The organism is Crocinitomix catalasitica ATCC 23190, assembly GCF_000621625.1.
GTDB lineage: Bacteria > Bacteroidota > Bacteroidia > Flavobacteriales_D > Crocinitomicaceae > Crocinitomix > Crocinitomix catalasitica.
Genome location: NZ_JHXV01000001.1, coordinates 137,521 through 161,688, shown reverse-complemented (window position 1 = coordinate 161,688; position 24,168 = coordinate 137,521). Strand labels below are relative to the sequence as shown.

General features: G+C 34.9%; 19 protein-coding genes. 7 read left to right on the top strand and 12 right to left on the bottom strand.

Annotated elements, in window-relative coordinates; genetic code table 11:
• The first annotated feature begins 7 nt into the window (after positions 1-7).
• Positions 8-2,083, top strand: coding sequence for an OmpA family protein (locus T367_RS0100765; protein WP_027418134.1), 2,076 nt, complete (start codon positions 8-10; stop codon positions 2,081-2,083).
• Between the two features lie 243 nt (positions 2,084-2,326).
• Here T367_RS0100765 and T367_RS0100760 read toward each other — a convergent pair whose 3' ends face one another.
• Positions 2,327-4,501, bottom strand: a complete 2,175-nt coding sequence (locus T367_RS0100760; protein WP_027418133.1) for a 7TM diverse intracellular signaling domain-containing protein — start codon at positions 4,499-4,501, stop codon at positions 2,327-2,329.
• A 98-nt stretch (positions 4,502-4,599) separates the two neighbouring features.
• Complete coding sequence (locus T367_RS0100755) at positions 4,600-5,859, bottom strand: hypothetical protein (protein WP_157454073.1); 1,260 nt, start codon at positions 5,857-5,859, stop codon at positions 4,600-4,602.
• Positions 5,860-5,994: 135 nt separating this feature from the next.
• On the opposite strand from T367_RS0100755, the gene T367_RS0100750 reads away from it, so the two are divergent.
• Both T367_RS0100750 and T367_RS0100745 read left to right on the top strand, forming a co-directional pair.
• Entirely contained in the window at positions 5,995-6,552 is a 558-nt protein-coding gene (locus T367_RS0100750; RefSeq protein WP_027418131.1) for an RNA polymerase sigma factor, read from the top strand.
• Position 6,553: 1 nt separating this feature from the next.
• Entirely contained in the window at positions 6,554-7,249 is a 696-nt protein-coding gene (locus tag T367_RS0100745; RefSeq protein ID WP_027418130.1) for a tetratricopeptide repeat protein, read from the top strand.
• On the opposite strand, the gene T367_RS0100740 is transcribed toward T367_RS0100745, so the two are convergent.
• The 7 genes from T367_RS0100740 to T367_RS0100705 all read right to left on the bottom strand — a co-directional run bounded on the left by T367_RS0100740 (position 7,225) and on the right by T367_RS0100705 (position 15,522).
• Complete coding sequence (locus T367_RS0100740; RefSeq protein WP_157454072.1) at positions 7,225-9,720, bottom strand: CHAT domain-containing protein; 2,496 nt, start codon at positions 9,718-9,720, stop codon at positions 7,225-7,227. The two genes, T367_RS0100745 and T367_RS0100740, sit on opposite strands and share 25 nt — an antisense overlap.
• 76 nt (positions 9,721-9,796) lie before the next feature.
• Positions 9,797-11,914, bottom strand: coding sequence for a S9 family peptidase (locus tag T367_RS0100735; protein WP_027418128.1), 2,118 nt, complete (start codon positions 11,912-11,914; stop codon positions 9,797-9,799).
• A gap of 412 nt (positions 11,915-12,326) precedes the next feature.
• Positions 12,327-12,899, bottom strand: a complete 573-nt coding sequence (locus T367_RS0100730) for a hypothetical protein (protein WP_027418127.1) — start codon at positions 12,897-12,899, stop codon at positions 12,327-12,329.
• Between the two features lie 218 nt (positions 12,900-13,117).
• Complete coding sequence (locus tag T367_RS0100725) at positions 13,118-13,492, bottom strand: hypothetical protein (RefSeq protein WP_157454071.1); 375 nt, start codon at positions 13,490-13,492, stop codon at positions 13,118-13,120.
• 325 nt (positions 13,493-13,817) lie between these two features.
• Positions 13,818-14,129: a hypothetical protein gene (locus T367_RS0100715; RefSeq protein ID WP_027418124.1), complete on the bottom strand. Its 312-nt coding sequence runs from the start codon at positions 14,127-14,129 to the stop codon at positions 13,818-13,820.
• 3 nt (positions 14,130-14,132) lie between these two features.
• Positions 14,133-14,702, bottom strand: coding sequence for a hypothetical protein (locus T367_RS0100710; protein WP_027418123.1), 570 nt, complete (start codon positions 14,700-14,702; stop codon positions 14,133-14,135).
• A 196-nt stretch (positions 14,703-14,898) separates the two neighbouring features.
• Positions 14,899-15,522: a hypothetical protein gene (locus T367_RS0100705; RefSeq protein ID WP_027418122.1), complete on the bottom strand. Its 624-nt coding sequence runs from the start codon at positions 15,520-15,522 to the stop codon at positions 14,899-14,901.
• A 137-nt stretch (positions 15,523-15,659) separates the two neighbouring features.
• Between T367_RS0100705 and T367_RS0100700 the strand changes: the two genes are divergently transcribed.
• Positions 15,660-17,744 carry an alpha-ketoacid dehydrogenase subunit alpha/beta gene (locus tag T367_RS0100700; RefSeq protein ID WP_035841975.1) on the top strand — a complete coding sequence of 695 codons (2,085 nt, stop codon included), beginning with the start codon at positions 15,660-15,662 and terminating at the stop codon, positions 17,742-17,744.
• A gap of 247 nt (positions 17,745-17,991) precedes the next feature.
• On the opposite strand, the gene T367_RS23495 is transcribed toward T367_RS0100700, so the two are convergent.
• Positions 17,992-18,897 carry a C40 family peptidase gene (locus T367_RS23495; protein WP_051568255.1) on the bottom strand — a complete coding sequence of 302 codons (906 nt, stop codon included), beginning with the start codon at positions 18,895-18,897 and terminating at the stop codon, positions 17,992-17,994.
• Positions 18,898-19,036: 139 nt separating this feature from the next.
• Between T367_RS23495 and lpxB the strand changes: the two genes are divergently transcribed.
• Genes lpxB through T367_RS0100680 form a run of 3 tightly spaced genes read left to right on the top strand, consistent with a single transcriptional unit; the run spans position 19,037 to position 22,224 of the window.
• Positions 19,037-20,155 (top strand): lipid-A-disaccharide synthase, encoded by a 1,119-nt coding sequence (lpxB, locus tag T367_RS0100690; RefSeq protein WP_027418120.1) that lies wholly within the window; start codon positions 19,037-19,039, stop codon positions 20,153-20,155.
• Positions 20,156-20,157: 2 nt separating this feature from the next.
• Positions 20,158-21,339, top strand: coding sequence for a SpoIID/LytB domain-containing protein (locus T367_RS0100685; protein ID WP_157454070.1), 1,182 nt, complete (start codon positions 20,158-20,160; stop codon positions 21,337-21,339).
• A complete protein-coding gene (locus T367_RS0100680; protein WP_027418118.1) occupies positions 21,340-22,224 on the top strand; it encodes an AEC family transporter in 885 nt (294 codons plus the stop codon).
• On the opposite strand, the gene T367_RS0100675 is transcribed toward T367_RS0100680, so the two are convergent.
• Positions 22,210-22,566, bottom strand: a complete 357-nt coding sequence (locus tag T367_RS0100675) for a DUF779 domain-containing protein (RefSeq protein WP_027418117.1) — start codon at positions 22,564-22,566, stop codon at positions 22,210-22,212. The genes T367_RS0100680 and T367_RS0100675 overlap by 15 nt on opposite strands.
• A 69-nt stretch (positions 22,567-22,635) precedes the next feature.
• On the bottom strand, positions 22,636-24,135 hold the full coding sequence (locus tag T367_RS0100670; protein WP_027418116.1) for an aldehyde dehydrogenase family protein: 1,500 nt from the start codon (positions 24,133-24,135) through the stop codon (positions 22,636-22,638).
• Between the last annotated feature and the right edge of the window lie 33 nt (positions 24,136-24,168).

Below are 24,168 nucleotides of genomic sequence, written 5' to 3'. Positions count from 1 at the left end.
TAAGATCATGAAAATATTATTATTCACAATAGCTTTCACATTCATCCTTATACCATCATTTGCACAGGATATAGAATTTAAAGCAAGTAATTTTAAAGAAGACAAAGAAGGCTTTAAAGCTGCCAAAGAGACTTTCGAACTAGGACTAGAGCAATGGGAATTAGGGAACGAAAAAGCTTTTATGGTAAAGAGTCCGGAATTGTTTTTTGTTAAAGCGTTGAAACATTTTGAAACCGTATATAAATTCAACCCAAACAGTGCAGAATTGAATTTTAAAATGGGTGTTTGTCACGCCTACTCTACTTCGCGTGTTAAATGTATTCCATATTTCAAAAAAGCGTACGAATTAAACCCATTGGTTGATCCGTTTATGAATTATTATATGGGATTAGTCAATCAGTTTGAAGGCAATTTTAGAGAAGCCGTTACTTTTTACGACAAATTTGAGGCTGAATATAAAAAAGCAGATGATTTTGCAAAGTTTGTAAAGCAGCGAAAAGTAGAATGTAAATCTGCAATCGCATTGATTGACCAACCGATTAGAGCATGGATTGATCATGTGCCTTCACTTTCAACCGAATTTGATGATTTTGCCCCTTCAATTTCAATGGATGGTTCTGAAATTATTTTCACGTCTAACCGTCCGAATTCGCATACACCAAACGAAGAGGGAATTTATGATAATGATATTTATTCAGCAACATACAACGATAATAAATGGTCTAAACCGCAAGCTTTAAAAGGAAAAATAAATACGGAGGGTGATGATGTTTCGAACAATCTATTTTTTGATGGTACTAAAATGTTAATGAGTAAAGACAATGGTGCAGGAAATACAGATATTTATGAATCTTTCTTAAAAGGTGATACTTGGACCGATCCAGTTGGTTTTTCACGTGATATTAATTTCAAATCGAACGAACGTTATGCGGCATACGATTATAACGATCGTGCGATATACTTTGCAAAAGACAAAGAAGGTGGCGTAAATGGTTATGATATTTTCATGTCAGGTGTTAAGGTAAAAAGAGAGCGATCTTATGGTCTGCCTAGAATGGAGCAAGGAGTAAGTTCTAATTTTAATGATGGACCGATCTATATGCACCCTGATGGAAAAACAATGTACTTCGCTTCAGAAGGTTTCAATTCGATGGGTGGATATGACATCTTCTATTCAGAAAAGTTAAACGGTGGAGGCTGGGGAAAACCAGTGAATATGGGCGCACCTATAAATACGCCTTATGACGATTTCTTTTTTGCAGCAACAGTAAATGGTAAGTTTGCCTTCATCACATCGAATAGAGATGGTGGCAAAGGCGGTTATGACATTTATAAGGTAACTTTCTGGGGGGATGAAAAAGCACCTTCATTAGCAACGGAAGATTATTTATTGGCTTCGATTGCACAACCGATTCAAGATCCTGAAATTGTAGGAGAAGTTAAAGTAACAAGTATGGCATCTTTGACTGTATTTAAAGGTATTACAATTGATGCTATCACTAAAAAAGCGGTAGAAGCGGTCATTGACATTACAGATAATGGTACAGGAAAAGTAGTTGAATCATTCACAACGAATAGTGCTACGGGGAAATTTTTATTATCGCTAAACGCTGGCGCCAACTATGGCATAACTGTAAAGGCTGATGGTTACCTTTTCCATTCAGAAAACTTTGATATCGCAAGTGGAAGTGCATATAATTTAGTCAATAAAACGATAGAACTGAAGAATATTAAGATCGGTAGTAAAATTGCTTTGCGCAACGTTTTCTTCGATTCAGGCAAGTCTGAAATTCGATCTGAGTCGAATACAGAATTAGATCGTTTAGCACAATTATTGAAGGATGTACCAGGATTAAAAATTGAACTATCAGGTCATACAGACAATACTGGATCTGCTCCAAACAACTTAAAACTATCTCAATCTAGAGCTGATGCGGTAGTAACTTATTTAACGGCAAAAGGAATTGCTGCGAATAGAATGAAAGCAGTTGGTTACGGTTCTAATAAACCTGTCGCAGAAAATTCTACAGTGCAAGGAAGACAAGACAATAGAAGAACTGAATTTGAAATTACAGGAAATTAAGGAGGTTCGTTGATAGGGGTTAGATAATTGGTTTGAGACGCTAGTAATATAAAAAGGCAAAGCAGAAGGCAAAAGGTTTTAGCCGATAGAACGCTTACTTCGCCTTCGCTCAGTACAAGTCGCTACTCAACTATAGTAGCTTTATGCGAAGGCAGTGTTAGATCCAATTACGCATAAAGCTTCGTTGGACAAAGTGCTCGAGGCTAGTTAAAAAAAGGTAGAATTGAATCGTTTTGATTCTGATTAAACCTTGACCCCAATAACCAATATGTCATCCAATTGCCAGGTATCACCTTGCCAATTTACAAGTGTTTCATGAATGTTTTCTTCCTGTTCGTTAGCGGGTAACTGACTTATTTTAATCAATAGCTCTCTAAACCTTCCGTAAGTAAATTTTTTCTCTCTAGGACCGCCAAATTGATCAGCATAACCATCACTAAAAAGATAAATTATATCGCCTTCAATTAGGTCTACTTTATGATTGGTAAATGGTCGTAATGTATTGTCAAAATAATTCCCTATCGGATGCGAATCGCCCTTAATTTCGCAAAGAATTAAATCCTTGGTCTCTATTCTTAATTCGGCATGCTCAGGAAGAACAAAATTACCATTTGCATCTTTTCTTCGAACAATATACATTGGATTTTTGGCACCTGCAAACATCAAATGACTACGATCTTCACTTATTGCACATAAGGAAATATCCATACCATCCCTCACAGCATCATCTTGCTGCTGCTGTTGTCTCAGTGTTTTACTTAATCCAACATTCAAAAAATCAAGTGCTTCTGCAGGCGTATTTACATTTATTTCTGTGAGAGATTCCGTCAATAAATTATTCCCGACAATACTCAAAAATGCACCTGGTACGCCATGTCCGGTACAATCAACCGCTGCAATTAAAGTATATCCATTCACTGTTGAATTGGATGTAAATATCTTCTCAACAAAATAAAAATCCCCACTCACCACATCCTTAGGCAAATAATAGACAAATGAATCAGGAATTAATGCTTTGACATAATCATTAGCTGGTAAAATGGCTTCCTGTATTCTTTTAGCATATTTAATACTACTGACAATTTCATCATTAATAACGGCTAGTTTGACGTTTTGCTCCTCAATTTTTTTGGTACGCTCCAATACTTGCTGTTCCAATTTGACATTTATCTCGTCCATCAGCGTATTCTTTTCTTCTAATCTTTTTAACGCGATTGCTTGCGCTTGATTTTTTTCACGCTGCAATTGACCATACTTATTAGACATTGAAATACTCAAAATTACAAACTCTAATGCTGAACTAATTTTAAGCGCACCTAAAGTAAATGTCTTATTTTCAACCAAGTTAAAGTTACCCAGGATAAAAATAACTGCCCCTGTTATTAATACAATGAAGGCAATTGTGAAAAATATATCCACATTACCTCCCTTTGCACGAATATATAAAACAGAAAAAACAGTGACTATTATCGCGAATAAACTTGAAAGATTGATGATCGGATAGGCAATAACATAAAGGGGACCAACAAAAAGAGCCAATACCATTCCTAGTATTACAAAAACACCCACACCAATAAAGACCCTCCTCAAAGTTGGAAAACGTTTTTTTAAGTCTAAAAAAGAATTCACGTAGAGCAATAAAAACACAATTGTTATTCCCGCAAAAAGTAGTAACGAATGATTCGTCAAATAACCTCCTTGACTAAAAAAATGATGATGAGAATAACCATCCAAAGAAAACTGTAATAAACCTTGACTCAACACATAAAAAATGTAAAACAAAAAACTTTTGTCTTTCAAAAAAATATAGAAGAAAAAATAAATGATAAAGACTAAACTGATTAAACCATAATAGAAACCATTGGTAAATTGCACTTTAAAATCTTGGGTATGAAAAGCTGCTTTATTATTAATATAAAGTGGGAAGAATAGCATTTCTCCATCACTAACCATCTTCAATAAGAACGTACTTGTATCTCCTTTATCGAGATTTAATTGAAATAAATTTTTTCGATGTCCAATTTTTTTAATGGCATAGGGATAATCATCACCACTAAAAGAACTATCAACTACGACGCCATTTACAACCTCATATAAATTAACCTTATTCGTTATTGCCCTTGCAGTCTCAATATAAAACTCTTTAAAATCGGAATTATTAATTACCGAGAATTTTACCCAATACGTTTTATTTGTAAAATCAAAATTAATAATCTCTTGATCTACACTTACAAATTGATTATCTGGAATTTTTAAAACTTGGCTGGCTGATAAATCATCTTCATCCAATACTAAAATGGAAGTTTTATTAGCAAAAGAATTGCTTAAATTTTCATTATCCAAATGAATTACTGGAGACGTTTGGGTAAATGAAATCGTAATTGAAAAGAAAATAATACTGAGGAATATTGCTTTCATCTGGTTAAAGATAATGAAAATACAATATGAAAACTGAAAACAAAAAGGGCCGCCATGATTTCTCATAACAGCCCTTATCGATTTACAATAAAAATATCTTAATCAAAATAGATTGTACAGCCACCATCAACACAATCAGCATCGGGTCCAACACCATTCCCAGACAAAGTATTTACTGCAGTTACGCCCTCAGGTGTTGTCTGTACAACTCCCGAGCAGTAAATACTAGATGACCCTCTCATGTAAACAGCCCAACTATTAGAATTGGTTATTGTAGTATTATTCATTTCAATACGACCATCAACATCTATTGTTGCGTAATTAAATCCCCAATATGCACCAGCATCACCAATACTAACATAATTGAATTTATTGTTTGGATTCGTTGAGTAAATTTTTATTCCATCCCAATATGCAGCTGCAGTGTATCTTCCAAAAATTGTAATTCTATCCACAGCAGTACCCGTAGCATTTAAATAACCAGAAGCAGCGACACTAAAATCTGCCCCAGATTCCATTAAGATGGATACCCCTGGCATTAAAGTCAAACCTGCACTTACTTTTGTAGTCGCATTTAACAATAATGGAGTGTCTAATTTCTGCCAAGTTTGGTTGATTCCAATTTCCACTCCTCTAACATGAATATAAGACTCTGTATTCGAAATATTATAATTTGAAGCCCCATCCAAAGAACCAACATGTACAGAATTAATATTTAAACCAATTGTACCATTATTCGAAAACGTATTATTCGAAAAACCAGGTATTGTTGATGAGTTTTCCGCAAACAAACCAACACTCTGACTATTACTAACTGTAGAATTTTTCATAGTTAACTGTGCACCATTTGCTATATATAAATTTGCATAATCCCATCCCCAATATGTTCCTGCATCTTTTACTGTTACATAATTAAATTGATTATTAGGGTTATTTGATTTAATAGCAATACCTTCCCAAAACCCAGCTGTTTCTGTCTCGCCTTTAAAAACTATTGGCAATGCCGCAGTTCCATTCGCTTTAATGGCACCTGTCTCCTCTATATCTAAACTTGAACCAGCGCACATTATAAATATTACCCCTGGCTCAACTGTTAATACTGCGCTAACATTAATATCAGTACAAATTTTAACAACACCAGCTTTTATAGTTGTATTTGTTGTTATGTCATCTTTAATTTCATCAGTAATCACAGCGCCGCCACCACCGCCTGCACCATAAATACAAGAATTATTCTCAACGTTGGCTTTCTTGTCATAGTTAGTAGCAACAGGATCAGTACATCCATCCTTTTTACAAGCCGTAAAAATCATTGCCAAACTAAAAGTAGCGATTATAATATTCATTGAATTTTTCATCCTTTTCATTTTGATTGTTATTTGTTTTGACCTTTAGTGCAGAAAAAAAATAAAAGGTGACCACGAGCAACAAGTTTTTCTATTTTTGTTAATAATTGTTTTAAACGGTTACTTTTTATTATTTAAAAACACTAATTGGAAAACACAGCGAAAATATTAGCAATAAAAGAAGGCGACCAAAAAGTCATACATGAACTTTATAATGCTTTTCAGCCGAAATTCGTTAATTGGCTTAAAGGTCGATATAAGATAAAGCAAATTGAAACTTGTCACGAAATTTATCAACGCAGTTTCACCGTGCTTTACTTTAATATTAAAAAGGATAAGCTGAACGATTTGCAAGCGTCTATTGAAACGTATTTATTTGGTATCGGAAAGATGGTATTGAAGGAGTGGTGGCGCGAAGAAAAGAAACAGATGGATGAATTAGACGAAAATATGGCACCAATTGAAGAGGTGGACATTTTTGGTAATTTATTTGATTCGACTGATGACAAAAACTTGTTGACGAACCAAATTGCTGCAGCAATGGAGAAACTTGACGAACCATGCAAATCTGTCATTCGTTTATTCTATTGGGAACGCAACAGTATGGAAGCCATTGCATCGAAATTAAATTATAAAAACGAGCAAGTAGCTAAGAAGAAAAAATACCTGTGTATTAAAAAGTTAAAAGAATTATTAAAACAATAAGATGGCGGACAACGAAAATGAAATGGAAATATTTGATGCTTATTTATTCGACGACGCATCTGATAAATCAGCATTCGACAAACGACTGCAAGAAGATCCTGAATTTAATACAAGATTTGAAGCATATAAAACCTTAACCCAAGCAATTGAAAAAGTTGAAATACTCGATTTTAAAGCTAATTTGAATAATTGGGACAAAGAAAAAGTAACAAAACCAACCAAAATATTCACCTTGAAATGGGTAGGAATAGCCGCTAGTTTAATCTTACTATTTGGACTTGGTTATATCTTTCTAAATCAAAAATCACCGGAAGACTTGCTTGCGGCGAACTTTACGCCTTATGATAATATTATCACCGTTAGAGGAGAAAAGGTTTCTATTGACGATGCAATGACCGCTTACCAGAATAAAAATTATACCGCTGCCATTCAAATGTTTGAAAGCTTACCGAATGATATCATGACTACCTTTTATTTAGGAGAGTCTTACATGGCCGCTAAAGAATATGAAAAAGCAACAACCGCATTTCTTCAAATTAATGATGAAGAGAGTTTATTCTACCCTATTGCTGAATATCATCTAGCACTTGCTTATTTAGGTTTAAATGATATTGAAAATTCGACTTTAACACTGAAGAAAATTAAACCTACAAGCGAATATTACGCGTCTGCTCAAGACCTTTTAGAAAATTTATAATAAAAGAAAACCGAGCTTGCAACAAACAGAATCCCAAAAATCCAATACAAATAAGCCTTAGATTTTTCTTTCTTAAAAATAGGTTGATCTGAACCATACATCACATAATTGGCCCAAAAAAACGGCTGACTTTTAATGGCGTCTGATTCTTTTAAATAAGCCAATTTTGCAGCTTGTAAACTTTCCGACTTTCCTTTCCCTTCCTTTAAGTTCGTATAGAAACCTGTCATAATATCTGCCGAACTTTGATCTTGTGCACTCCATAAACTACTCACTGTGGCCGGAACACCTGCAAAATAAAAAGCATTGGCCAAACTTAATGTTCCAACCCCCTCTTCTATTACTCCATGACCAGAATTACATGTACTCAAGGTAACCAAGTCAGCATTTACAGTCAAAGAAAATATTTCATAAGCAAACAACTTATAATCAACGGTATCATTGTTCTTATTAAAGATAATATAAGAACCATAAGGATTCTCAAAATCTAAAATGGCGTGACTCGCAATATGAATGCTCTTTTTACCATTTGCCGATTGAATAAAGTTGTACTTGGTTGCTGAATCATCCAGAAAATTTTCCGTTAGCATTAAACCTTCAATGGCGTTGATTTCCTTTTCAGCATAATGTAAATAAGCCAAATCATCTGTTCCATACTTTGAAGGATAAAAACTTATTGATCCCCCTAATTGACGACTACTTTGTTGATTAATAATTGAAAATAATGAAGAAGTATATTGAATGGAGAATTGATTTACTGCATATTCCTTTTGCTGATCTTGTAAAGCATCAACACTGATATAACTTAATTCTCCTAACGGATAAATAACCAAACCTTTTTTATCCAATAAGTCGATAACCGGATCAAGCATATAACGATAGAATTTTTGATTCGATTGTACTTGCTTTTCTATTGCTGTTAAGGTTGTATTTAATTGAGAATTCAATTTATAGTTTTCATGAATTTCGCTTTTAAATTGATCGGAAATATGTGCAACCCGCATAAAATATTTTGATTGAGCATACCCTAAAATAAAAAGGCTATCCCTATCGGCTGTATTGAAATAAACCAGTAAATCCTTTTCCTCCTTCTCAAAATGATCCGTAATTAATTCGCCAAATTTCTCTTGACCCAATTGATATTCGGCTAAAATCACATCTTTCTTTGCAATGGCGCGAATATCTGACAACTCCATGGATACTTCATAAATTAACGCACGAATCGAATCAACTTCTTCCAAATCATTTTCATCTAAAACAATATTTTCAAGTTGAATATTATAGTATTTTATCTGATTCTTTAACTCTTTTTCACGTTCCCATAAAGCGGCATTTTGCTCGAATGAAATTCGTTCATAATGCAATTGTGTTGACTGGTAAACATCAATTATTCGAATGACTTGTTGAATCTTTTCTTGTGTGAGTAAATTATATTGATCCAAATTCAAACATGAAATTAGGATTGCCAATACTTTATTTTCTGGATTTTGAATAACACTCCCTAATTTCTCAACATTACTTTGAATGGCATATTTTTCTGCCAATTCAAAACCAATAAATTGCCATCGATATGCTTGCTCGTAATGATATGTATCTTCATTGCGTTCACCTAGTTGACTATAGGCAAAAGAAATGACAAAAATATTATTAATTATTTTAGCCACTTCAAAATCGGAGCGTGATTCAGCATACTCAACAAGGTTACCAATATTATTATAAGGCGCATATTGCATCATTTCTTCAAGCAAAGCTTCGTATTCACCCGAATTATACAGCACAGCAATTAGTGAATAAAAACTACTATGGATATCACCGTCACCAGGATACAATCGAGAGAAATCACTTAAACACTGCCTGAAAATTGATTTTGCCTTGTCTTTTTCTTTAAGCTTGACCAGTACTTCACCATATTGCCGACGGATTTCAAGGTAACGTTTATCTTCTTTATTAGGCATCAAATTCAAAGCCTTTTCGTATTGCGATTTGGCTTCTTCAAATCTAGATGCGTGATAAAACAAAACAGCATAAGAATTATAGAACCCTGGCAACATCGCTCTATACTCCTCTGGAGGTAATAAGTTAGCTAGACTTAAATAGCTTTTTTCAGCCTCTTCAAAATACCCTATTGCTTTGTCAAAGTTCTTTAGAGTAGATTCGAATGTTGAAATATTTTTATAGAGATAACCAATATCATAGAAACTCTGCGCGTCTTTTAAATTGTATTTTTCGATACGATATTTAGCAAAATAAATAGACTGTAAATAATAAATTCTCGCATTCTTTTGATCTCCTATATCTTGATATTTGATCGCTATTTCATTACATAAAATGGCTTGTTGATCTAATTCATTCAGTGATTCTTTCCCCTCTAACAAACTCAATTCTTGCGCCAACGAATCTATAATCGTGGCATACGAATGATTCATCCAGCAGAAGAAAAATAGGATCGGGAAATATTTACAAATTTTCACACCACTAATTTAGCTAAGATTAGGCACAAAAAAAGCGCCTATCATAAATAATAAGCGCTTCTATTTTAGTTTTTTTTTACAGATTATTAATCATTACATAATCCAAAACCTTGCGCATTAAATGCACTCGATCTTTACCTCGAACATTATGCTCATGCATAGGATAAGGGAAAAAGTCCATTTGTATTCCTTCGTTAACAAAAGCTTGAATCAATGACATGCTATGTTGCATAACAACAACATTATCTGATGTTCCGTGAATCAATAATAATTTACCTTCTAAATCTGCAGCATAAGTCATTAAACTGCTGTTTTTATAACCTTCTGGATTTTCTGAAGGTTGATCCATATAACGTTCGCCATACATTGCTTCGTAATATTTCCAGTCTGTAACTGGTCCACCAGCAACACCTACATTAAATGTACCTGGTTCTCTTAACATTAATGAAGAAGTCATGAATCCACCAAAACTCCAACCGTGAATGGCCAATCTATCACCATCAACATAAGGAAGAGATTTAAGATGTTTTACACCTGCCATTTGATCTTCAATTTCAGCATTCCCCACATTTCTATGAATTACACTTTCAAATTCGAACCCCCTATTTGCTGACCCTCTATTGTCAACTGTATACACTAAATAACCTTGTTCTGCCAACCAAAACATCCAACCACTTGTTCCGCCTAACCACGAATTCGTGATCATTTGTGCATGAGGTCCACCATAAACATAAACCAATACTGGGTATTTTTTGGTCGCATCAAAATTACTTGGCTTCACTAAACGATAATATAAATCCGTTTTATTGTCACCCGCTTTAATTGTTCCGTAATCTACTGTACCGATATTAATATTGGTCAAGGGATCAGTTGAAGTTAAAATTGTACGTTTAACTTTACCTTTAGTCACATCTATAATTTCTTCTTTAAAAGGAACAGTAAAAGATGACATCCCATCATACATCAATGAATAATCAGAATTAAACATCACGCTATGTGTGCCTGCTCCTGTTGTTAATTGTTTTTGTTTACCGTCCTTCGTATTCACAACAAAAGCATGAGATTCTCTTGGATCAGCGCCAGTTCCTTCAAAATAGATGTTTCCTTTGCTATCATGACCAATAATTGAATTGGTCACCCATTTATTATTGGTCAATTGTTTCACCAATTCTCCATCAGTATTGTATAGGTATAAATTCATGAACCCATCACGTTCACTCATCCAAACAAATTCGTTGTCGTTAACAAAATAAACAGGATTTTCAGGTTCTACCCATTTATCGTTTTTCTCTTCGAATAATGTTTTCACCAATTTACCTGTAACATCATATTTATTCAATTTCATATGATTCTGACCACGGTTAACTTCCGCGATATAGAAAAACTCATCTTTAGGTCCCCAACCAAAATTGGTTAAATAATCATCTTTGGCTCCTGTTGTTTTAACCTTAACAATATCTCCAGATGATTTATCAAAAATACAAACACCTGCAATTTCACTTGATTGACCAGCCATAGGATACTTAATAGATTCAAGCACTGCTGTTGGCGCTTCAATATTCACCAATGGATAATCAGCTACTGCCGATTCATCTTTTTGATAATAAGCTAATTTTTTTCCATTATTAGACCAGAAAATTCCTTTGGTAATACCAAACTCACTTCTTGCAATGGCTTGACCAGAAACAATATTCGTTTCCAAATCCTCTATAACCTTTGTTGATGATCCAATATACACTTTGTTTCCGACGGTATAAGCTAAATCTCCAGCAGCCAAAGAAACATCAATATTCTCTGCTCCATTGGGAACTCCACTTACTAGCTTTCCAGTTTGTGATTTTGTATCAATCAGAAAATAGCTAAAGCCTGATTGAGTTAAGAAAGTATGGTCATCTTTCCATTCAATGACATTGACATACTGCACATCGCCACCCATTATTTCTTTCAATTTTTCGGTCGTGATAATAGCTGATGTATTACCGTTTTTTGCATTCCCACGCAATAAAGTTTGGTAATCAGCAGATAAAAAAGAGTATTCACTAGTACCGGGAATCCAATTAAACAATAAGGTTCTTTCGCCGTAAAATGCGCGTTGGCCCATTACTGATTGCTCTAAAGTAATCTCAGACTTTTGTCCATAAGAGGTTGTAGCACTTGCCACCCCAATAAATAAGTATAAAAATAATCGTTTCATCTAATTTTATTTGAAAACAAAAATAAGCATTTTATGAAGCGAAAAGTCAAGATTATTTATGAACGGTTGGATTGGGTTTTTGAGTTTTAGTGTAAATTGGGAAACACTTAAACAAAAAAACGCCTCATTAACTAATTTCTCACGCTCATTACGCTATCGCTAAATGAGCGTGTCCTTCAGTCGCATTTGCAATGCGAATAAACCTAAAGTTTAAAAAGATATATATGTACAAATTACTGTTTACTTTATAACTTTTAACAGAACTCAATTCTAAACAGCTAAAACCGTTTGGTGAGGCATTGCAAATGCCTAAATAAGCACGTACACGTTCGGCAAAAGCTCAGTGCAACGGTCATTACGCCAAGGCTATCCCGTAAGTGTTCGGAAGAGCGAGAGAGATATTATTCGTAAGTTAATATCTAAAATCAAAGCGACCATCTGTAATTTTCAGGATAGTATGACCATCACAATCAGAATTGATTAAATTTATATAAAAAGTACCTGCGATTATATTTTCTTCTTCGTTTAAATAGGTAATAGTAATTTTACCTAAATCAAAATCAGGTTTTGATTCGTAAGTGTAATTACATCGGCTCATCCCCCAACTAGTATAACCACGTGAACCACTTTCAACATTATAGGTATATTCATAAACACCAGGTCCATCCAAAACGAAGCTTCTAATCTTTACATTATCACTTATTAAAGAATCCAAATACCTAGTGCCTTGTATTACTATTTTTTTTGTAGATTCATCATAGCTACCGCTTATAGCAGGAATATCCCAGAATGAAGTACCCCCTCCTGCCACGAATAACTCACCGTCAATATAACAGCCAAAAGTATTTTCACCTGTATGCGTTAAAGGCGGCATCACATTGGGGTCGTATTTATCTTTTGGTTCTTTTGGTTCAACTGGGGGGTCTTTTTTACATCCAAATGCAAAAATTAATAATAGAAAAGAAATAATATTTAGTGTTTTCATAAGTTAGGTCACCTTGCTGTTGATTTGGTAAGATACTGATTTTAAAATGAATCACAAAATTTATCAAGTCCTAATCTGCGCACTTTAGTAGCGGCGTTGCTGTGGTATATTCTAAATAAAATGAGTTTTATGGACAACCAATTTCTTTATTGTGACTTGGTAAAGGTTTATGTTTATTGCAAGACTTACCAGCCGCAGCAGCACAGCTACATGCGGAGCTAATCTTGCGGAGCTAAGGGGATAACTGATGACAAAGGGCTTACTGTATCAGATATACTCCTATAATCTTCTGGTGCCGGCAGGGCGACTGTCGAATCAATCGTCATTGAAGCGAGAGAGGCATAAGCTAAACCAAAAATCATATTATTGGCTTTACTGCTGTCAGTAATTTGCCCATTAAAAGCGGTTAAGTTAATGTATGGAAATCCATGTTCATATAAAATACCTGACGGAACCTGAGTAAGGTCAACATCGTCAAAAATTTCTACTAACCTATTTTGATAGGCAATGTTTACAGTATTTAAGCTTTGTATTGAGTCTGGAATGCCTTGTGCGGTTCCATTAAAATTTAGGCATAGCAACGCCGTTATCATAAAAATAAAAGTTTTCATAAATTAGGTTTTAAGTTTTTTCCTTAAATGGAAAAATTAGTTAGTAAAAAGATGAAAAATCAATATCGAAAATCAAAACGACCATCAGTGACTTTCATTAAGGTATCTCCCTCACATCTGTCATTGACTAGGTTCATATAAAAAGTACCCGAAATTATACGCTCCGATTCATTTATGTAGGTAATTGTTAGTTTGCCTAAATCTGGGATATCCGTATAAAAATAATCACAGCGATCAGTATGTACACCTACGAAACCTTTGGTTCCTTCATCATAAACCATAAAGTCCTTTTCACCTAAGCCCGTTGCTATATACGATAATATATATATATATATTCCGACTTATCTTCTTTTGGAGTGATACGAGTTCCTTGAATCTTCAAAAACCGATCTTCTTCATCAAAACTACCACTTAAAGCTGGTAAGTCCCAACTTGTGGTACCCCCCCCCCCAACAAACAACTCACCATTAATATAACATCCAAAAGTATTTTCACCTGTATGGGTAGCTGGCGGCATCACATTAGGGTCGTACTTATCTTTGGGTTCAACTGGGGGGTCTTTTTTACATCCAAATGCAAAAATTAATAATAGAAAAGAAATAATATTTAGTGTTTTCATAGGTTAATATCGAAAATCAAAACGACCATCTGTAATTTGCATTAAAGTATCATCAGGGCAATCTGGATTAATTAGATTTATATAAAAAGTACCAGCGATTATATTCTCATCTTGATTCAGGTATGAGATAGTAATTTGACCATTATTAAAATCTGGAATATTCTGATAATAATACTCACAACGTTCACATCTACGATTATCGTATCCTCCTGAACCCTCCTCCATATTGAACGTATATTCATAATTCCCTAATTCATCTAATACATAACTTCTAATAGTGACAACATCACTATATTCGTTTATATATCTAGTACCTTGAAAGGCTAACTTCATTGTTGACTCATCAAAACTACCACTAACTGGCGGTATTGACCATACCGACTCTCCTCCTCCAGCAACAAATAACTCACCGTCAATATAACAACCAAAAGTATTTTCACCCGTATGGGTTAGAGGTGGCATTACGTTGGGGTCGTATTTATCTTTTGGCTCTTTGGGTTCAACTGGGGGGTCTTTTTTACATCCAAATACAAAAATTAATAATAGAAAAGAAATAATATTTAGTGTTTTCATAGGTTAGGTGAGCTTAAAAGCCAATTTCGGTAAGATACTAATTTTAAACCCAATAACAAAACAACTGATCGACTAATCCTATTGAATACCACGCTAATTTTACACTTTAACAAAAAACAACGCTTCATCTAATTCTTACATATTGCAGAACTAAATGAAGCGTAAAATCGGATACTTATAGGGCAATATATCCAATCTAAAGTTTAAAAGTCAAGCCTATTTTTGCACGAGAGAAATTCCCATATCCTCCTTCAACATGCACAGCTACCGCATTTGAAAAATAATATCTAAAGCCGGCGTAAGAGCCAAAACTTGGACCTGTAGTTCTTTCTTTTCTTTTATGATCACCAGCTGCAGTAGTCCATTTTTGCGTTTCATCGGTCACTATAAAACCAGGTAGTAATGTCACATAGAAATCGAGCTTTTCAGAATTTAAGCCACCGATATGTTCACCCACTAAGTTTTTAATCAACTCTAAATAATGGAATGAGGCTCTAAGGCTAAATACTTTTGTTGAATAATTATAACGCGTAGGATCTATAAAGAATATAAAATTCGATTGATAAGTTCTAAAACTATATCCAAATTCAAGACCTGCACTTACATAATCATGAAAAGCATATTCGAAATTAAGAGACACAGCTGGAATTAAATTTGTACCATTTAATCCGCCAACAATATAATTGGTATTCGTAAAAAGCGAAATACTCGGAGCAATTAATAAATCGCCTTGTTCAATAGATTTATTTGCCTGGGCATGACTATTTTGAATGAATAAACAAAATGATAATAGTGTAAGAATTCTTTTAATCGGTTTCATATTAATTTAGTTTTTATTGAGTGAGTCAAAAAACTAAAAGGTTACCATTTACATGTAAAATAATTTCGCTCATGTAAATTCGATTATAGAAATCAAGCTAAAATTAGTAACTTGCGACTTCAAATAAGAGGATAAATATGGCTACTGCAACCAAGCTGAAAAATATAAAAACGAATAAAAAAACAATTGAAAAAGCATTGCGCCTTATGTGCACTGCTAAAACCATGTCTGAAGTTTATGAAGCGAATGCTAAAGTGACATCAAAATATGTGCACGCTACATCAAGAGGACATGAAGCTATTCAATTGGCACTAGGTATGCAATTAAAACCCCAAGATTGGGTCGCTCCTTATTATAGGGATGATTCGATTTTATTAGGTATTGGTTTAAGTCCATACGAAATTATGTTACAAGTTTTCGCTAAAAAAGATGATCCTTTTTCTGGCGGAAGAACGTATTATTCTCATCCAAGTTTGAATAGAGATGACATGCCAAAAATACCGCATCAATCTTCTGCTACAGGAATGCAAGCCATTCCAACAACAGGGGTTGCGATGGGGATTCAATATAAAGAATTAACAGGTTTAGCGGATGACTATGACGGAGAGAATCCAGTTGTTGTATGTTCGTTGGGAGACGCATCATGTACTGAAGGTGAAGTTTCGGAAGCATTTCAGATGGCAGCTTTAAAACAGTTTCCAATTTTATATTTAGTTCAAGATAACGAATGGGATATTTCTGCAAGTGCTGATGAAATTCGTGCACAGGACATTACTTATTATGCACAAGGATTTAAAGGATTAGAGGTTGTTACGATTGACGGAACCGACTTCGATTTGGCGTATCAGACGATTAAAAATGTGATTGAAACGATGCGTAAAGAACGTCGTCCATTTTTAATTCATGCAAAAGTTCCTTTATTAAATCACCATACATCTGGCGTTCGAATGGAATGGTATAGAGATGATTTGGATGAGGCTGCTTTACGTGATCCTTATCCTAAATTAATTAATTTGGCGCTTGAAGCTGGTTTATCTAAAAAGGATGTTCATAAACTTGAAGCAGAAGTTAAAGCACATGTTGATGAAGATTTTGACAAAGCTTTAAATGCTGAAGAACCAGATCCAGATTCGATTCAAGATCATTATTTTGCTCCTACTCCAATTACTGAGGAAAAAGGAGAAAGATCTCCAGCTGGAAAAACGCCAACTGTAATGGTTGATAGTGCACTTTTTGGCATTAGAGAAATTCTTTCAGCACATCCAGAAGCATTATTATATGGTCAAGATGTTGGTGGAAGATTAGGTGGTGTTTTTAGAGAAGCAGCAACCTTAGCACAGCAATTTGGTGATGACCGTGTTTTCAATACACCTATTCAAGAAGCATTTATTATAGGATCGACAGTCGGAATGTCTGCAGTAGGATTAAGACCAATAGTTGAAGTTCAGTTCGCTGATTATATATGGCCTGGATTGAATCAATTGTTTACTGAGGTGAGTCGTTCGTATTATTTATCGAATGGTAAATGGCCAGTGAGTGCAATTATTCGTGTACCTATTGGCGCTTATGGTTCTGGTGGACCTTATCACTCATCGAGTGTGGAGTCTGTTCTAACTAATATTCGTGGAATAAAAATCGCGTACCCTTCAACTGGTGCAGATTTAAAAGGATTGATGAAAGCGGCATTTTACGATCCAAATCCTGTTGTGATGTTAGAGCATAAAGGTTTGTATTGGAGTAAAATAAAAGGAACTGAAGGCGCAATCACAGTCGAACCAGACGAAGATTATGTCATTCCTTTTGGCGTGGCGAGAAACGTTATTAAAGCTGACGAAGAAAAAATGCAATCGGGAGAATCTATTGCTATTATTACATACGGTAGAGGTGTTTACTGGAGTTTAGAAGCTGCAGAATCTTTCCCTGGTCAAGTTGAAATATTAGATTTACGAACGTTAAGTCCTTGGGATGAAGAGGCTGTATTTGCTGCAGTAAGACGAAATAATAAATGTTTATTGGTAACGGAAGAATCTATCGAAGCGACATTTACTTTAAGTATTGCTGCTAAAATTCAACGCAACTGTTTTGAATCACTTGATGCACCAATTGAAATTATTGGATCTGTTGATACACCTGCTATTCCATTGAACTCTGCACTTGAAGCAAGATTATTGACAAATGCCGATAAGGTAAAGGTTGGAATTGAGACTGTTTTGAGTTATTAGTTGTTCCGCTTGCGCTAATATCTTCGCCACGGGCTTCCAAATCTTGCGAAAAGCTTCAGCGGACGAAGTAGTTTTTTAGGCAAGAAGCAAGAGTAGTTAGTTGTTAGTAGTTCGATAATAGTTGCAAGGAGGTTAAGGATTAGTTAAAATACAAAAAAGAATATTACCTGAGACACGTTGTGAGACATAGCCTTGACACGATATCCACTTTTCTCAACTTCTTTAAAATCTTTTATAGATTATTGATCTACAAATAAGTCCCGGCACCTTTTAATTTAGGTCGCCAATAATTAGACTGATCGATTTCTGTAATGATAACACCTTTGCTTGTTGAAGAATGAATCATTACTAATGGCTCACCTTTTTCTGAGATGACAAGACCAACATGTGAAATATTTTTTCCTGAACCGAAAAATAGTAAATCACCTTTTTGCGCATTCTTTACATCAACCTTTTTAGCATCATTCATTTGAGCTGAAGCAGTTCTTGGAATCAATATCCCAGATTTCTGATAGACATGACCAACTAAACCTGAACAATCAAAACCTTTGGTATCACGACCAGACCATGCATATTTTGTTCCAATTAAAGAGCGAGAATAATCAACCATTGCATCACGATAATCACCTTCTGCAGCTTCAATCTTCGTTATTTTAGGTTCTGGTAATGTTGCCTTTGGACTCAGTTTTTTAGGTCGATAATCTGGACGAGCATTCACTTCCTTTAATTCTTTATTCCTAAAATTATCAAGTGCTAAAGCTTCTTTTTTAAGTTGCTTTTCCTCTAACTTGACCTGAATTTGATCTAAATATGTTTTTAAACTGGCTATTTCAAAATAGTGTGCAAATATATAATCTTCTACTTTTTCATTCTCTAAAAAGTTCTGGTACAATTCAATCGCTTCAAATATATCCGCACTATGTTTTTTAAAATGCGTATCTTCCTCAAACAAACGGAATGTTGCCAAGGATTTATAATAAGACGGCATTCCGCTATAATCATAATTCGGATCAGCCAATAACCGATTCGAATTTCGAATTACCTTCGTATAATGTGCTTGATCATAAAGCATCTCAAGTTTATCAATTTTTTTATCCTGCCCAAACGAAGTTAAGGTGATAAATAAAAAGCCGAAAAATAACAATTGCCTCATAATACAAAAATAGATTGAAATACTTCAATTTTATGTTAAAGAGCAATACATATATTCACATCATATTGTTAATTCTATTTAATTTACGAACATTTAGACATCAATTTTGTCGTAATTTTGTTCATTAAATTCTACTCCATTGAAATACTACATAATAGCTGGTGAAGCGTCGGGCGATTTACATGGTAGCAATCTAATAAAGGCTATTCTAAAGAAAGACCCTACTGCCGAAATAAGATTTTGGGGTGGGGATAAAATGGCAGCCGTTCATGGCACCCAAGTAAAACACATTAAGGATCTGGCTTTTATGGGATTCATTGAAGTCATCAGCAACCTCAATACCATCCTCAAAAATATTCGATTTTGTCAAGAAGACATTCGAGAATTTAAACCTGATCGATTAATTTTAATTGATTACCCAGGGTTTAATTTAAGAATTGCAGCCTTCGCAAAATCAATTAACATTCCAGTTCATTATTATATTTCACCTCAAATTTGGGCTTGGAAACAAAATCGAGGACATAAAATCAAAAAATTAGTCACCAAATTATATTGCATCCTCCCTTTCGAGCAAGAATTTTATAAAAAATTCGATATGGAAGTGGAATATGTTGGACACCCTTTGGTAGATGCCATTCAAGACTTTAGAACGAACACTTCAAATCCGGAGCAATTCAGAGAGAAGTACAATATCAACGACAATAAAGTTTTGGCCTTATTGCCGGGCAGTCGATTACAAGAAATTAAAGCCCAATTATCAGTCATGCTTAAGGCGGCTCAGTCATTTCCTAATTATCAGATATTGATTGCAGGTGCACCCAATATGGACGACCAAGTTTATTTAGATATTGCTAAAAAAACACCTGTCAAGATTGTTCGAAATGAGACCTATGAATTATTGAATATTGCACATATGGCTGCTGTAACATCAGGCACAGCGACATTAGAAACGGCCTTATTCAAAGTTCCACAAGTTGTATGTTATAAGGGGAACCCAATTTCAGTAGGCATCGCAAGGAAACTGATCAAGGTTAAATACATCTCTTTGGTTAATTTAATCATGGATAAAGAATTGGTAAAAGAGTTAATTCAAAAAGATTTAACGAAGACCAGTCTTGCTAATGAATTAGAAAAATTTGATGATGCCAAATCTTCAGATCGCTTAGCATTGGTTAAAGCATATACCGAACTAGAAACCATACTCGGTGGTGGTGGAGCATCAGAAAAGGTGGCCGATTTAATTATAGCAGAAAATTAAATTTGAAAGTACTATTCTATATATCGCTCCTATTCATCAGTTTTCAAACTTATAGTCAACAGCTTGAAATTGGTGTAATGCGTGACTATTCGATTAGTACTTTAGAAGTTACTTATACCGACGGGAATTATATATTTTATGGAGATTCTACCGAAATCACCACCCTTTGGAAAAGTCAAATTGTACACCTAATTCGATCAGGTGATAAAATTAAAATTCAGAAAGACGGCAAAGTATTGGGAAGTTATTCATCTATCTTCATCAAAGAAAAAGAAGCCAATTTGACGCTTAAAATTCAAGGTGTAGCGCCGAGCACGAAGAAATCGAGGCGGTATATGAATAATTTCATGATTACGCCAGAAGGATCTAACGCGATGAAAATAATCAACCTCGTTGAGATGGAGAATTATTTAGGCGGTGTAATTGAAAGCGAAGGCGGAGGAGGAAAACCAATGGAATACTATAAGGTACAAGCCATCTTGAGTAGAACCTATGCCTTAGGACATCTTAAAAAGCATGCAAAAGAAGGTTTTGAATTATGTGATCGGGTCCATTGCCAAGCTTACCACGATAAATTAATTTACACACCGGATATCGACATTGCTGTAAAAGCAACAAAAGGGATTGTGATGTTAAATCAAGAATTAAAACTGGCACAAGGTTTTTTCTTTGCGAATTGCGGTGGACAAACAAGCGAAGCAGATTTTGTATGGAATACACCTGTAGCGCATTGCAAAAGTGTAATTGACACCTTTTGTACACGCAGCAGACAAGCCACTTGGACCAAAAAAATTGAAGTCAGTAAATGGAATAAATTCTTAGTTGAAGAGTTTGGATATCCTGCAGCCGACACATTGCTCCACCAACTTCAATATAGTTTTAATCAACCTCAACGCGACGCGTTTTATCAATTTCCTCAATTGGGTGTTCCGCTGAGAGATTTACGATACGAATTTAAGCTCAAATCAACTTGGTTCGATTGTTTTAGAGAAGGAAATTACATTGTCATCAATGGTAAAGGATTCGGACATGGCGTTGGTGTTTGTCAAGAAGGCGCGATGGGCATGGCCAAATACAATTTTAACTACAGTCAAATTCTTAATTTTTATTTCACTGGAATTCATTTAATGGATTATTACGATTGGTTATACATTAAACAAAACGCCAAAAATTCAATTGAATAGATGGTTCTAATTTATTTAATTCTAACCGTATTACTCGGAATCACATTAGCCCAATTTAACCTACTACAATTTAAGCATGTCCATCTTTTAAATAAATGGATAATAAATATTGCTTTCCCTGCAGTTGCTATCCTTGTCATCCCGAAATTAGAATTCGATATTGGACTAATCATTCCGATTATTACACCTATTGGACTGTTTTCCCTCTCTTACCTTGTCTTCTTCCACCTTATTCCCAATTTAACACAAGCACAAAGACTGGCACTAACGATACTCACAGGACTGGGAAATACATCCTTCCTTGGTTTTCCATTTATCTCTTTCTATTATGGCCCATCGCATTTACCTTATGCTGTAATATTTGATCAAGTTGGTTTCTTAATCCTTGCTACAGTTGCGCAATTACTGATCAATAAATCAGGCGGTACAGCGAACAAAACTAATCCGTTAATAAAGGTAATTACTTTTCCACCGTTCGTCGCTTTAATCGTTGCGTTTTTAATTCCAGCAGGATGGACAGATGGTATTACAGCGGAGGTTCTCTCTTTTATCGGACAATCCATTAGTCCAGTTGCGATGATCGTTGTCGGTTACCATATTGCAAAAAACATCGTCCTAAAAATAAGTAAAGAAGCGTGGATTGGTTTGGGTTACAAATTAGTATTTGCTCCATTTATTGTATTGCTATGCATTTACTTTATTGGGCTACCTGAAGACATTGTAAAGACAACCATTATTGAGGCAGGAATGTCACCAATGATAAGTGCATCCATTCTTTTATTAGATCGGAATATTGCAACAAAATTAACAACAGAATTGTTGTGTTGGGGAATTATAGGCTCCTTTATTACCAGTCCTATTTGGTATTTACTACTTAATATCTAATTCTTTGATCTCCTCATCCGTAAAAAGTCTTGATCGAACTAAAAATCGGAATCCATAGGGAATTTCTAGAGAAAAGCTTGCTCCTCTACCTTCGACAATATCTACCGTTAGATGTGTAAATTTCCAGTAAGCGTATTGATCCTTATTCATATAAAAAGGGACACCTCCAACTTCACCTAAAAGGATATCACTCTCATCTAAATACATATCTCCTTCAGCAAACAACATTGGTGCAGAGCCGTCACAACAGCCGCCACTTTGGTGAAAAATTAAGGCACCATTTTTATTTGCTATTTGCTTTACCAACTCAACTGCTTCAGGTGTTATATCTACTTTATTCATATTATAAATTTAATGAAAAAGTGGGCGACAAAATGCCACCCACCAATTTGAACAAACCTCAGATAACCACTAGAAAAATCCTAGTTTATTTTTGTCGTATGAAATCAACATATTTTTAGATTGTCTGTAATAATTCATCATCATTAAATGATTTTCACGTCCGAATCCTGATTTTTTATAACCTCCAAATGGCGCATGAGCAGGATATGCATGATAACAGTTTACCCAAACACGACCAGCTTTAATGGCCCTTGGAATTTGGTATAATTGATGGGCATCCCTTGTCCAAACACCAGCACCTAATCCGTATAAAGTATCATTTGCTATTTCTAAAGCTTCCGCTTCATCCTTAAATTTAGTAACACAAAGAACAGGTCCAAAAATTTCTTCTTGGAAAACACGCATTTTATTGTGTCCTTCTAATATTGTAGGTTGAATATAGAATCCTTTTCCTAATTCACCATCTAATTCACAAGATCCGCCACCAACAAGAACTTTAGCACCTTCTTCTTTACCAATTTCTATATAAGATAAAATTTTCTCATGTTGATCTTTAGAAGCCTGCGCTCCTACTTGCGTATTCACATCATATGGACTTTGTTGCACAATTGCTTTGGTTCTAGCAATCACGCGCTCCATAAATGCATCATAGATATCCTCTTGAACAAGCAATCTTGATGGAGCAGTACAAACCTCACCTTGGTTGAATGCAAACAGCACAGCGCCTTCAATTGCTTTATCTAAAAACGCATCATCCTCATCCATCACACTATTAAAGAAAACATTTGGCGACTTACCACCTAATTCCATTGTTACTGGATTTAAGTTCTTTGATGCATATTGCATAATCAACTGACCTGTTGTTGTTTCACCTGTAAAGGCTACTTTATCAATATCAGCATGCGAAGCCAAAGGTTTTCCAGCTTCTGGACCAAATCCATGAACGATATTCAAAACACCAGGAGGGAATACCTCAGCGATTTTCTCAAGTAAAAAAGTAGCAGACGATGGTGTTTGTTCTGCCGGTTTTAAAACCACACAATTCCCCGCTGCCAAAGCTGGAGGCAATTTCCATGAAAGCATTAACAACGGAAAGTTCCAAGGAATAATTTGACCAATTACCCCAAGCGGTTCCTTAATAATTAATGATAAAGTATTTTGATCTAATTCCGAAGCAGATCCCTCTTCAGCGCGAATTGCCGCTGCAAAATAACGCCAATGGTCAACAGCTAAAGGTATATCAGCATTTAATGTTTCACGAATTGGCTTTCCATTATCGCAAGTTTCAATCAATGCAAACTCCTCTAAATTCTCTTGTATAATATCAGCAACCTTATTTAATAAAGTCGCTCTTTCGGTAACAGAAGTATTTCCCCATGCGTCTTTTGCTGCATTTGCTGCTGCAACAGCTATATCAATATCCTCAGAAGTTGAACGCGGATAAGAAGCAATCACTGAACTATCAATAGGAGATGTATTCACAAAATACTCCCCATTCACGGGAGCAACGAATTTTCCATTGATGAAATTTCCATATTTCTCTTTAAAACTTGGTTTCTTATAAGACATATTTTTTTATTTAGTTTAACAATTGTATAAACT